A 12084-nucleotide genomic window follows, 5' to 3' on the forward strand; every position below is an offset into this window, starting at 1 on the left:
GGTGGTTGCGGTGCGGTAAGGCTTCTGTGGGTTCAAATGAGAATGGCCGGAATGCCGAATTCTCATTTGAGGGGGAATTCAGAGGGCGATGTTGACGGCTTTCGTCTGGGTGTATTCGGCGATCGCGCCCTCACCGAGTTCGCGGCCCCAGCCGGATTGTTTGTAGCCGCCGAACGGCAGCGCGGTGTCGAACGCGTTGTGGCAGTTGATCCACACCGTGCCTGCCTTGATCTGCGCGGCCACGCGGTGCGCCGTCGACACGTCGCGAGTCCACACGCTGGCCGCCAGGCCGTACGGGGTGTCGTTGGCGGCCTCGCGCACGCCCTTGTCACGGTTGAAGGGCACGGCGACAGCCACCGGCCCGAAGATTTCCTCCTGGTAGACGCTGAAATCCCGGTCTACGTCGACGAGCAGGGTCGGCTGCACGTAGAAGCCGGTGTCACCGTGCCGCCCGCCGCCGGCCAGCGCCCGGGCGCCTTGCCCGATGCCGGCGTCGAGATATCCGGTGACCTTGGCGAGCTGCTCACCCGACACCAGCGGTCCGATGTCGTTGGTGGGGTCGAGACCGGGACCGATGCGAAGACCCGCGGCGTACTCGGCGACGCCCGCGGTGAACTCGTCAAAGATCCGGTCTTCGACCAACAGGCGCGTGCCCGCAGTGCACGTCTGTCCGTGGTTGAACAGGAATCCGCTGGCCGCGCCTGGTATCGCGGCCTCAAGGTCGGCGTCGGCGAAGACGACCTGTGGGCTTTTGCCGCCGAGTTCCAGCGAGACCTTCTTGAGGTTGCCCGATGCGGCGGTGACGATCTTGCGGCCCACCTCGGTCGACCCGGTGAAGGCCACCTTGTCGACATCGGGGTGGGCGGACAAGGCCGCTCCGATGTCGCCGAAGCCGGTCAGCAGATTGAACACGCCGTCGGGTAATCCGGCCTCGGCGATCACCTCGGCCAGCAGCAGCGCGGTCAGCGGTGTTTGCTCGGCCGGCTTGAGGATGACCGTGTTGCCGCAGGCCAGGGCCGGCGCCACCTTGAACGCGGCCATGACGAGCGGGAAGTTCCACGGGATGATCTGTGCGCAGACGCCAACCGGTTCACGCAGCGTGAAGGCATGGAAGCGGCCGCCGGGCGCCCACGGCACCGACACCGGGATGGTGCGGCCCTCGATCTTCGTGGCCCAACCGGCGTAGTAGTAGAAGATCTCGGCGGCCCATGTGACGTCGACTGCTTTCGCGACGGCCACCGACTTGCCGTTGTCGATGGTCTCCAACTGCGCGAACTGGTCCGCCCTGGCGGTGATGCCCTCGGCGATCCGCCACAGGATGCGTTGCCGATCCGCCGGTGTCATCGTCGGCCATGGCCCGTCCTCGAAGGATCGTCGAGCGGCACGCACCGCGCGCTCGACGTCTTCGACACCGCTGTCCGGGACCGTCGTGATCACTTGCTCGGTGGCGGGGTCGACGGTGTCGAAGCGGCGGCCCGACGCGGCTTCGACCCATTGGCCATCGACGTACATCTGCCGCGGACGCGATATGAATTCGATGGTGCGTGGGTCCAGATCGGAGCTGAGCGCGGTTGTCATGCAGGCCATAATTACGCGACGCTGTGGTGCGCGTCACCACTTATTTCGAATGGGTATTTCGCCATTCCGGATTCTCATTTGACGTCATCGCGGAATTCCCATTCGGCGTTCGAAGTATTCGCAGATCGCGGTGTCTTGACACCGGAACCATGGCTGGCGCGGGGTTGTGACGGATGGGGATTCTCATTTGAAGTTGTCGAAGATTTACCTGACAACGCTGTGACCGCCACCGGCGATCGGCTACGTTGCGACGGATGGGACGGCAACCCCGAAAAGGGATGAGGAGCAGCTCGCCGGTCTCGGGGCTCCGGCGCGCGCAGTTGTCGTTCGTACAGGTGCTGGGCCAGTCGGTGTCGGCGGTGGCCCCGTCGGCGGTCATGGTGACGCTGCCCGCGCTGGTTCTGCCCGCTGCCGGCGGCGCGACACTGGCCGTGTTCGTGGTGACGGCATTGCTGATGACCGCCGTCGGTTATTGCGTCACTCAGTTTTCCACGCGCATGGTCGCGGTGAGCGGTCTCTACAGCTATACGGTCAAGGGTCTCGGCCCCATCCCGGGCATCGCGGCCGGTTGGTCTGTCGTCATCGGTTATGCGGCGGCGGCGATGGCCAGCACACTCGGCGCCGCAAGCTATCTCACGGCACTGCTGAGCCGCCTGGGCGTGGCGGGCTCACAGGTCACCATCGCGGTGCTGGCCGTCCTTGTCGGTGCCGTCGCGCTGATCCTGATGGTGCGCGGCATTCGATTGTCGGCTCGAATCACGTTGGCCATCGAGGTGTTCGCGATCGCCGCCGCCGCGGCGGTGTTGATCATCGCGTTCACCGGGTCCATGACCGGTGGGCACGATCCACCGAAAACGTCAGCTGTCGAATCTCATTCGGCGTTGGGCTTCGCGCTCCTGCTGGCGATCACGTCCTACGTCGGGTTCGAGAGCGCGGGCACCGTCGCCCGCGAAGCCCAACGACCGTTCCTCACCGTCACCCGCGCCATCCGCTGGACTCCCCTCGCACTCGGCGTGCTCTACACCTTCGCGGCCGCAATGCAATCCACGGGCAGCATCCGAGCTGGAATCGGTTCGGTCCCGATCGTGCTCACGTTGCCGGAATCCGCGAGTACCGCGCCGGTGGTGTTGTCGGTCGTGATGGAACTCGGCATCACCGCATCGTGGTTCGCGTGTGTCATCGGGTCGACGACCGCGCTGTCGCGCACGCTGTTCGCGATGGGGCGCGAAGGCGTGGTCTCGGAGCGGATCGGTCGTGCCCACCGCACCTACCGCACTCCGCATGTCGCGCTATGTCTGACCATGCCCGTCATCGTCGCGGTACCGGTCTGCTACCTGTTCATCTCCGGTTCCAGCCGCGAGGTGCTGATCGGCCTGCTGGCGGTCTCGGCACACGGGTACATCGGCGCCTACCTGCTGGTGTGCCTCGCGACCCCGGCGTTCCTGCGGCGAATCGGTGAACTCACCCGCGTGCCTTTGGTGGTCGGGCTTGCGACGGCGGCCATGATGGTCGCGATCATCGGCTGGGCCGCCCTGACTGTCGAATCCCCGGTGTGGATCGCCACCGCCGTGTACTGTGCGCTTCTGGCAACAGGTTTCGTGGTCTTCGCCGTCCGGCACCGCGCGGTCCCCGACCTTGCCGAGCGGGTCGGCGTGTTCGACGAAACCGTCGCCGGCGACGTGTTCGCGGACTACAACCCGTGGGAGGTGCGCCGATGAGCCCCGCCGACGGTGCGCTCTCGGGTCGTCAGCCCAAGGCTGTGCAGAGCGCGTTGCAGGTCTTGGAAGCGGTCGCGCTCGCCGGGGTTGGCGTGACGGCGAAAGAGATCGCCGAGCAGCTGTCGATGCCCTCGGCAACGACCTACCGCATGCTCAATCTCCTTGTCGCAGACGGCTATATCGTGCGGCTGCCCGACCTGTCCGGCTTCTCGCTGGGACCGCGGATGGGCGTGCTGATCGACGCCGCGGTATCGCCCAACGTCTGTACGGCCGCCCGCGATGCGCTTGCCGAGCTCAGGCTTTCGGTGCGGTTCGGGGTGCACCTGTTCTACTTCACCAACACGTCGGTGCGCATCGCCGACTCTGACGACGAATACCCGCCGCCCGCAGAGGAATCGGTACTGAACCACCATCTCTACGCCTGCGCCGTGGGCAAGCTGCTGCTGGCCGAGAAGCGTGATGCCGACGAGCTGCTGACATACCCCTTGAGAGCCCTGACCGATCGCACGGTGACGTCCAGATCCGTGCTGGCCGAACAGTTGGAGATCATCCGTGGCCGGGATGTCGCCACGCAAACCGGTGAACTGCGCGCCGACTCCGCATGTGTCGCGGTGCCGGTGCGCTCACCGGCCGGGGCTCTGGTCGCGGCAGTCGCGATGTCCGGACGGGCCGATCAGGACCAGCTACTTCTGCGCCAGGTCCCGACGCTTGCCGAGTACTCGTCAAGGCTGAGCCCGCTCTTGGCGTGACGTGCCCGCGTGAGTAACGCAGCGGCGAAGATTCGGCAATTTTTCCGCCCTGGCGTTACTCACGCGAAAAGCCGGCGACGACTAATCGAGCCCCAGAATCCGCACACTCTCGGCGCGCATGTCGACCTTGCGGATCTTGCCGGTCACCGTCATCGGGAATTCGTCGACGATGTGCACGTAGCGCGGGATTTTGTAGTGCGCGAGCTTGCCGGTCGCGAATGCCCGCACCGCATCGGCGTCCAGCCCGGCACGGCCTGGCTTCATCCGGATCCACGCACAGATCTCCTCGCCGTATTTGGCGTCGGGAACTCCGATCACCTGGGCGTCGTCGACATCGGGGTGGGTGTAGAGGAACTCTTCGATCTCGCGCGGATAAACGTTCTCGCCGCCGCGGATCACCATGTCCTTGATACGGCCCACGATCGTGCAGTAGCCGTCCTCCCGCATGACCGCGAGATCGCCGGTGTGCATCCAGTTCTCGTCGTCCACGGCTTCATGGGTTTTGGCCTCGTCGTCCCAGTAGCCCAGCATGACCGAGTACCCCCGCGTACAGAATTCGCCGGGTTGGCCGCGTTGCACGGTTTCACCGGTGTCGGGATCGACGATCTTGATCTCGACATGCGGGTGCGCCCGCCCGATCGTGGCGGTACGGCGCTCGAGATCGTCGTCGAACAACGTCTGGCAGGACACCGGTGACGTCTCGGTCATGCCGTAGCAGATCGCCACCTCGGCCATGTGCATGTCGGCCACAACGCGTTTCATCACCTCGACCGGGCAGACCGAGCCGGCCATGATGCCGGTGCGCAAGGTGGACAGATCGAAGCTCGCGAAGTCGGGATGTCCGAGCATCGCGATGAACATCGTCGGCACGCCGTACACACCGGTGCAACGCTCGGACTCGATCGCGGCCAGTGTCGCGCCGGGATCGAATCCCGGCGCGGGGATGACGATCGTCGCACCGTGCGAGATCGCCCCCAGCGTGCCCATGACCATGCCGAAGCAGTGATAGAACGGCACCGGGATGCACAGCCGGTCCTCGGATGTGAGGTTGATGAGCTCGGTGACGAAGTACCCGTTGTTGAGGATGTTGCGGTGACTCAGGGTCGCGCCTTTGGGGAAACCCGTTGTCCCTGACGTGTATTGGATGTTGATGGGATCGGTGTTGGCCAGCCCGGCAAGTCGTTGGCGCAACTGTTCGTCGTCGACCTGCTCGGCGCGGAGCCGGCTCCAGTCCTCGGTGCCCAGGAACACGACGTCGGTCAGCGCCGGGCACTGTGGGCGCACCTCGGTGACCATCGCCACGTAGTCCGAGGTCTTGAACGACGTGGCCGAGACCAGGATCCGCACGCCGGATTGCTTGAGCACGTAGGCGAGTTCATGCGTGCGGTAGGCCGGGTTGATGTTGACCAGGATCGCGCCGATCTTCGCCGACGCGAACTGGACCATCACCCACTCGGCACAGTTCGGCGCCCAGATGCCGACCCGATCGCCCTTCTCGATGCCGAGGGCCATCAAACCGCGGGCCACCGTGTCGATCTCGGCGTTGAGCTCGGCATAGGTCCAGCGTCGGTCTGAGGCCACGTCGACGAGCGCCTCGCCGTCCGGCCGGCCAGCGGCGATCCGTTCGAAGTTCGCGCCGATGGTGTCCTCGAGCAGGGGCGCATCGGTGGGCCCGGCGTCATAGGAGATCGTCATCCCAGCAGATCCTCGTATCGGTATTCGGTCGAAATCTGTTCGCCGGCTTGGTGTGCCACGTCTTCACGCTTGCGCAGCTCGACGCGGCGGATCTTGCCGGAGATCGTCTTGGGCAGGTCGAAGAACTCGACCCGGCGCACCTTCAGGTACGGCGCGAGGTGATCGCGGGCGTAGGCCATGACCTCTTTCGCGGTGTCGGCGTTGGCTTCCCACCCCTCGGCCAGCGCGACGTAGGCCTTGGGCACCGCGAGGCGGGTGTCGTCGGGCTGGGGCACCACCGCGGCCTCCACGACGGCCGGATGTTCGATGAGCACGCTTTCCAGCTCGAACGGTGACACCTTGTAGTCGCTGGATTTGAACACGTCGTCGGTGCGCCCGATGTAGGTGATGTAGCCGTCGGCGTCGCGACTGGCGACGTCGCCGGTGTGGTAGTAGCCACCGGCCATGACGGCTTCGTTGCGTTGCGGATCACCGAGGTAACCCGTCATGAGGTTTCGTGGATTCGCCGAGAGGTCCAGGCAGATCTCGCCCTCATCGGCGAGCTCACCGGTGATCGGGTCGACGAGCACGACCGGGACGCCCGGCATGGGCCGGCCCATCGAGCCGGGCTTGACCGGCTGACCCGGGGTGTTGCCAACCTGCAGGGTGGTCTCGGTCTGGCCGAACCCGTCGCGAATGGTCAGGCCCCAGGCGTTTTCGACCTGCGCGATGACATCCGGGTTGAGCGGTTCACCGGCTCCGAGAATCTCGCGCAGTCCCTCGGGCTTGTCACCGAGATCGGACTGGATGAGCATGCGCCAGACGGTCGGCGGCGCGCAGAACGTGTTCACGTTGGCCCGGCGCAGCTGGTGCAGCAGTGCCGATGCGTCGAACCGGCTGTAGTTGTAGACGAAGATCGTCGCCTCGGCGATCCACGGCGCGAAGAAGCAACTCCAGGCATGTTTCGCCCAGCCCGGTGAGCTGATCGCGAGGTGCACGTCGCCCGGCTTCACGCCGATCCAGGCCATGGTCGACAAGTGCCCGACGGGGTAGCTGACCTGGGAGTGCTCGACGAGCTTCGGCTTGCTGGTGGTACCGGACGTGAAGTAGATGAGCATCGTGTCGTCGACCGTCGTGGTGGCTTCGAACCGAACCGGCTCGACGGCGTACGCCTCGGAGTAGTCGTACCAGCCATCGGCCGGTCCACCGACGACGATGCGCGTGTAGTCGCCGGGCACGTCGGCGAACTTGCCCGTATCGGCCGCGTTGGCGATCGCGAACCGTGCGCCGCCGCGGTCGATGCGGTCGGCCAGGTCGGCCGGGCCAAGGGCGCCCGTGGTCGGCATGATGACACCGCCCAGCTTGGCGATCGCCAGCATCGCCTCCCACAGTTCGACCTGGTTGCCGAGCATCAATAGGACGCGTTCGCCCGGCCCGACGCCGAGGCTTCTCAGCCAGGTCGCGACACGATCGGAGCGCTCGGCCATGTCGGCGAAGCTGACCTTCTGCTCGGTTCCGTCCTCCTCGACGATCCACAACGCGGTGCGCGAGTTGTCTTTGGCGATGGTGTCGAACCAGTCGATCGCCCAGTTGAAGGTCCCGCTCAGCTCTGGCCAGGCGAATGTCTCGACGGCCTTGTCGTAATCGGCGATGCTCGCGACGAGCTCGTCGCGAGCGCTGCGGTAGCGGTCCGTGTTGGTCATGTCGACATTCATGACAGCTATGCTCTACGTCACACTTGTCCGTCGCTACCCCCGAAAGAGGGTATTGCCCGTGCCTGTCCGACCGACGTTGCTGCGACCGCGCGATGCCGATGCGGTGCGCGCTGAGCTGCGCCAAATGGCCGGTGAGACGGGTCTGCCGTTGACGTTCGGCGGCGAGATACATGGCGACACGTTGCTGCTCAGCGAGTTCTTCGGGACCCGCACGGGCGCGATGCGCGGGCTCGCGGTGCGGCCGAGCGCCGGTTTGGGCGGTGCGACCATGGTGGCCCGCCGTCCGATCTCGGTGGCCGATTACCGGCGAGCCTCGGCCATCACCCATGACTACGACGGGCCGGTGCTCTCGGAGGGCATCCGTTCAATCCTGGCGGTTCCGGTTGTCGTCGACGGCCAGGCGCGTGCCGTCCTGTACGGCGCCTACCGGCAATCGGCCCCGATCGGCGACCGCACGGCCGCGGCGATGGTGGCATCGGCACGGCGACTCAGCGAAGAACTGCGCGTGCGCGACGAAGTGGACCGGCGGATGCGGATGCGCGAGGCGCAGCTGACGAGCTTCACTGACGAGCCCGCCGACACCGAGCAGATCCGCGAAGTGCATGCCGACCTCCGCAGGCTCGCCGCCGAAACGCCCGCTCTGGCCGGACAGTTACGCGACCTCGCCGACCGCTTGGCCGGCGCCCTGCACGGCGAGACCCCGACGAGCGCCCCGCTCACCGCCCGAGAGCTCGACGTGCTGGCACAAGTGGCGCTCGGCTGCACGAATGCCGAGGCGGCTCAACGCCTTTCACTGAAGCCCGAGACGGTGAAAAGCTATTTGCGCAGCGCGGCAGCCAAATTGGGTGCCCGGAATCGTCACGAGGCGGTTTCCAAAGCCCGCAGACTCCGCCAGATTCCCTGATCGAGAGGCTTCGGCCACGTTAGTGCTGGCGGGCCGATTCGAAACTGACCGCCTCGAAGCCGTGCTCGTGCGCATCGCTGTGCGCCTTGGCCTGTTCCCCGGCCAGGTCGAGCGATCTCGCCATCAGCACATAGGCGATCGCGGACGCGAACAACCCGACGAACAGCGCGATGTCGACGTCGCCGAGGGCCTTGGCGACCGGGCCCGTGTACCAGACCGTGACCACGAACGGGATCATCGCGACGATTCCGATCGCATAGGCAGCCAAACCGCGCCAACCCCAGGTGCCGTACACGCCGCCTCGGGGCACGAAGATCTCGCGAATCGCATAGCGGCCGCGGCGGACGAAGTAGTAATCGACGAGATTCACCGACGTCCACGGCACCAGCAGGTACAACAAGATCACCAGGAAACTGCTGAAGTTGTCGAGAAATTCGCCTGTACTCAACACTGCGCCCGACAGGCCGGCCAAGCCGATCACCACACATGCGCCAACCCTCAGCCTGCGAGTCGGCGACACCGCCCGGAACGAGTCGATGATCGTGATCAACTCGATCGACGACGCGTAGATGTTGACCGTGATGACCGTGACCAGACCCGGCAGCGCCGCGACGAGCAGCCACAACCCGGCGCCGGGCAGGATGCCGTCAGCCGCCTGCTTGACGGCCTCCAGCGGTGAGACGTCGGCGAACAGCGCTGCGACGAACGCTCCAAGGACCATCAGCCACGAACTGCCGACGAACACCCCGCCATACGTGTAGACCAACGCCTTGCCTGGGCTCGTCTGGGGCGGCAGATACCGGGAGTAATCGGAGACATACGGGGCCCAGCCCAAGGCGTATGCCGCGGCCGCGGCGAACTGGACGAGAAAGGCCGACCAGCTGAACCCGGCGAATCCGAACTGGCCGTGCGGCACGTGCAGCGTGATGAGTGCGACGACTGTGAAGACCCCGAAGGTCGCCAAAAACAGCCAGGTGAGCCAGTTTTGGACGCGATGGATCCAGTGGTAGCCGTAGATGGCGAGGGCAAGCGCAAGCCCGGTGATGAGCACGAACCACAGATTGCGGGCATCGACGCCGGTGGTCATGGTGAGCACATCACCGGCCAGGATCTGGTTGAAGATGTTGAAACCCACGATGCTGAAGATCACGACGGCGCAGATCACCACGACGCCGCGGTACCCGAATTGCGCTCGCGACTGGATCATCTGCGGCAGGCCCAGCTGTGGGCCCTGCGCGGAGTGAAACGCGGTGAACACCGTCCCCACGGCGGCACCGAGCACGATGGCCACCAACGACGTCAGAAACGACGCGCCAAGGGCCGCACCGACCATGCCCGTGGCAAGGGTGGTGAGATTCGCATTCGACATGAACCACAGCGGAAACAGCATCGAGGGCTTGCCGCGGCGTTCGTCGAGCGGAATCCAATCGATCGACTTCGATTCGATCGATGCAGAGTCGGTGGCCATGAGATCTCGTTCCTAGTCAGGGATAGTGGCTGCGGCCCCGCCAGATTCGACAAGGTCGCCATACAGATCGGGGCGGCGATCGGCCAGTGCGTCGTTGAGATCACCGATCGTCTTGCTGTCGGTCAGGTCCAGGACGGCGGTCGCGATCGTCTCGTCGCCCTGTGGCGTTGCCTTGATCCAGCCGTCCGGGCCGATCACGGCGGTGCCGCCGGTCCACCGGACACCGCGTTCGGTGCCGCGGCGGTCGGCGATCACGGTCGCCAGTTGCGACGACCGCGCGGCAGCCATCGCCTGGATGGTTTCGGGGGCATGCTCGCCCTCCGGCCGATCCGCCAGCGGCCAGTTGACCGGCAGGGCCAGCACCTCAGCTCCGCGCAGGGCGAGTCTTCTTGGTAACTCGGGGAATTCGTTGTCGTAACAGATCGCGACCCCGAGCCGGCAGATCGGGGTGTCGATGATCGTCCCCGCCTCGACGCCGGTCGCGAAGACCTCGGGCTCTGCCGCCCACAGGTGTGCTTTGCGGTAGGTGCCGAAAACCCTGCCGTCACCGATCACGATGGCCGAGTTGTACAGGGTGTCACCGTCGGCCTCCGCGAAGCCCACCACTGCGACGCAATCCGCGGGGACGTCATCGGCCAGGGCGGTCAACCGCGCATCGTCGGCGCGCAAGGCCAGGGTTCGGGCCTCGTCGATGTCGGTGAACACATATCCGCTCGTCGCGAGCTCGGGCAACACCGCCAGATGCGGGCGCGTCCACTCGATCGCCCGGAGGGCGGTGTGCAGCCGTGTGAGGTTGCCATCGAGATCACCGATCACGATGTCGGGGGTGACCGCCGAGACGCGTAGCTTCCTGTTCATCCAGACCTTCCCTTCATCGGCGGCTCGCCGCGGGCGTGCCGTCGAAAACCGCTGAGTTACGACCGATCTCTTCAATTCTGATCGTGGCCGTTGCCTCGTGCGCAGCCAGTCCTTCGAATGCCGAGATCCGCTCGACCGCGGGCGCCAGTTCGGCGGTCGCCTCGCGGGCCGCCCGCTGATACGTCAGTGGTTTGACGAATCGCGAAACCGAGAGGCCGGCGTTGTAGCGGGCCGTCTTGCCGGTCGGAAGCACGTGGTTGGTGCCGGCGATGCCCTTGTCGGAGTACGCGACGGTGCTCCACCTGCCCAGAAACAGCGAACCGTAGTTGCGCAGACGCTTGAGGTAGTAGTCGTCGTCAGCGGTCTGCACTTCGAGGTGCTCAGGTCCGAGAACGTCGGCGATCGCCGCGGCCTGTTCGGCATCGGTGGCGACGACCACCGATCCGAAGTCGCGCCACGCCGGCCCGGCGACCTCACGCGTCGCCAACGTCTCAAGCTGCCGGTCGATCGCCTCGATCACCTTGCGGCCCAACATCTCCGACGTGGTGATCAGGGCGGCCGGCGAGTTCGGACCGTGTTCGGCCTGGCCCAGCAGGTCTGCGGCGACCCAGTCCGGATCTGCCGTCTCGTCGGCGAGCACGGCGACCTCGGACGGACCCGCCAGCAGATCGATTCCGACCCGGCCGAACAGCTGACGTTTGGCTTCGGTGACGAACGCGTTGCCCGCGCCGACGAGCATGTCGACCGGTCCGTCGCCGATGAGGCCAAATGCCATGGCGCCCAGGGCCTGTACGCCGCCGATCGCGAAGACCGAATCAACGCGCGACAGGTAGGCCCCGTACAGCACCGCGGGGTGGGCACCGTGCTCACCCGACGGCGGTGTACACGCGAGCACCGTGGGAACCCCGGCCGCCTTGGCGACGCCGACGGTCATGAACGCGCTGGCCAGGAGCGGGAACCGACCGGCGGGCAGGTAGGCCCCCACCCGGTTGACGGGGACGTACTGAACGCCTCCGCTCACTCCGGGCGCGAGTTCGATCTCGAAATCGGTCAGCCGCGCGCGTTGTGCGACCGCGAACCGGTTGGTGCGCTCGTAGCCGAGTTCCAATGCCTCACGCACGTCGGCCGGGAGGGCGTCACCGCTCTTGCGCAGTTCGTCGGCGCTGATTTCGAGCGGGCCCGACCACCCGTCGAGTTCCTGGGCGTAGGCACGCACCGCGTCGAGGCCCCGGCGTTCGATGTCGAGCAGCATCTGCGACACCCGCTCGACCACCTTCGGATCGCGCTGCGCAGGCGGGCCGTCGACTTCGGGCTTCTTCAGCCAGGTGAAAGGGCCGAGGGTGCGAGCTTCATCGGTCGTGATCTGCATGCCGGCGACGGTAGGCCGAAAACAAACAAAGGACTAGATGGGCGACTCCTG

General features: G+C 65.9%; 9 protein-coding genes. 3 read left to right on the forward strand and 6 right to left on the reverse strand.

Annotated elements, in window-relative coordinates; translation table 11 throughout:
• Positions 1 to 78 precede the first annotated feature (78 nt).
• Positions 79 to 1578, reverse strand: coding sequence for an aldehyde dehydrogenase family protein (locus ACRCUN_RS21465; protein ID WP_462143639.1), 1500 nt, complete (start codon positions 1576 to 1578; stop codon positions 79 to 81).
• A gap of 254 nt (positions 1579 to 1832) precedes the next feature.
• Between ACRCUN_RS21465 and ACRCUN_RS21470 the strand changes: the two genes are divergently transcribed.
• Positions 1833 to 3296 (forward strand): APC family permease, encoded by a 1464-nt coding sequence (locus ACRCUN_RS21470; RefSeq protein ID WP_462143640.1) that lies wholly within the window; start codon positions 1833 to 1835, stop codon positions 3294 to 3296.
• On the forward strand, positions 3293 to 4045 hold the full coding sequence (locus tag ACRCUN_RS21475) for an IclR family transcriptional regulator (RefSeq protein ID WP_462143641.1): 753 nt from the start codon (positions 3293 to 3295) through the stop codon (positions 4043 to 4045). The genes ACRCUN_RS21470 and ACRCUN_RS21475 overlap by 4 nt, the downstream gene beginning before the upstream one ends.
• Before the next feature lie 81 nt (positions 4046 to 4126).
• Here the strand turns inward: ACRCUN_RS21475 and ACRCUN_RS21480 are convergent, their stop codons facing one another.
• Both ACRCUN_RS21480 and ACRCUN_RS21485 read right to left on the reverse strand, forming a co-directional pair.
• A complete protein-coding gene (locus ACRCUN_RS21480) occupies positions 4127 to 5740 on the reverse strand; it encodes an AMP-binding protein (RefSeq protein ID WP_462143642.1) in 1614 nt (537 codons plus the stop codon).
• Positions 5737 to 7422, reverse strand: coding sequence for an AMP-binding protein (locus ACRCUN_RS21485; RefSeq protein ID WP_462143643.1), 1686 nt, complete (start codon positions 7420 to 7422; stop codon positions 5737 to 5739). The genes ACRCUN_RS21480 and ACRCUN_RS21485 overlap by 4 nt, the downstream gene beginning before the upstream one ends.
• 19 nt (positions 7423 to 7441) lie before the next feature.
• On the opposite strand from ACRCUN_RS21485, the gene ACRCUN_RS21490 reads away from it, so the two are divergent.
• The gene (locus ACRCUN_RS21490) at positions 7442 to 8338 is read left to right on the forward strand and encodes a helix-turn-helix transcriptional regulator (RefSeq protein ID WP_462143711.1); all 897 of its coding nucleotides are present in this window, start codon (positions 7442 to 7444) and stop codon (positions 8336 to 8338) included.
• A gap of 19 nt (positions 8339 to 8357) precedes the next feature.
• On the opposite strand, the gene ACRCUN_RS21495 is transcribed toward ACRCUN_RS21490, so the two are convergent.
• The 3 genes from ACRCUN_RS21495 to hisD are packed head-to-tail and all read right to left on the reverse strand — an operon-like array spanning position 8358 to position 12033.
• Positions 8358 to 9806: a purine-cytosine permease family protein gene (locus ACRCUN_RS21495; protein WP_462143644.1), complete on the reverse strand. Its 1449-nt coding sequence runs from the start codon at positions 9804 to 9806 to the stop codon at positions 8358 to 8360.
• A gap of 12 nt (positions 9807 to 9818) precedes the next feature.
• Positions 9819 to 10664 (reverse strand): nitrilase-related carbon-nitrogen hydrolase, encoded by an 846-nt coding sequence (locus ACRCUN_RS21500; RefSeq protein ID WP_462143645.1) that lies wholly within the window; start codon positions 10662 to 10664, stop codon positions 9819 to 9821.
• 13 nt (positions 10665 to 10677) lie between these two features.
• A complete protein-coding gene (gene hisD, locus ACRCUN_RS21505) occupies positions 10678 to 12033 on the reverse strand; it encodes a histidinol dehydrogenase (protein WP_462143646.1) in 1356 nt (451 codons plus the stop codon).
• Between the last annotated feature and the right edge of the window lie 51 nt (positions 12034 to 12084).

Source organism: Mycobacterium venezuelense (assembly GCF_054919535.1).

Bases quoted from the DNA above. Each gene is read 5' to 3' on its own strand.
- ACRCUN_RS21480 (WP_462143642.1), bottom strand. From the start codon at position 5,740: ATGACGATCTCCTATGACGCCGGGCCCACCGATGCGCCCCTGCTCGAG.
- hisD (WP_462143646.1), bottom strand. From the start codon at position 12,033: ATGCAGATCACGACCGATGAAGCTCGCACCCTCGGCCCTTTCACCTGG.
- ACRCUN_RS21495 (WP_462143644.1), bottom strand. From the start codon at position 9,806: ATGGCCACCGACTCTGCATCGATCGAATCGAAGTCGATCGATTGGATT.
- ACRCUN_RS21475 (WP_462143641.1), top strand. From the start codon at position 3,293: ATGAGCCCCGCCGACGGTGCGCTCTCGGGTCGTCAGCCCAAGGCTGTG.
- ACRCUN_RS21465 (WP_462143639.1), bottom strand. From the start codon at position 1,578: ATGACAACCGCGCTCAGCTCCGATCTGGACCCACGCACCATCGAATTC.
- ACRCUN_RS21485 (WP_462143643.1), bottom strand. From the start codon at position 7,422: ATGACCAACACGGACCGCTACCGCAGCGCTCGCGACGAGCTCGTCGCG.
- ACRCUN_RS21490 (WP_462143711.1), top strand. From the start codon at position 7,442: ATGCTCTACGTCACACTTGTCCGTCGCTACCCCCGAAAGAGGGTATTG.
- ACRCUN_RS21500 (WP_462143645.1), bottom strand. From the start codon at position 10,664: ATGAACAGGAAGCTACGCGTCTCGGCGGTCACCCCCGACATCGTGATC.
- ACRCUN_RS21470 (WP_462143640.1), top strand. From the start codon at position 1,833: ATGGGACGGCAACCCCGAAAAGGGATGAGGAGCAGCTCGCCGGTCTCG.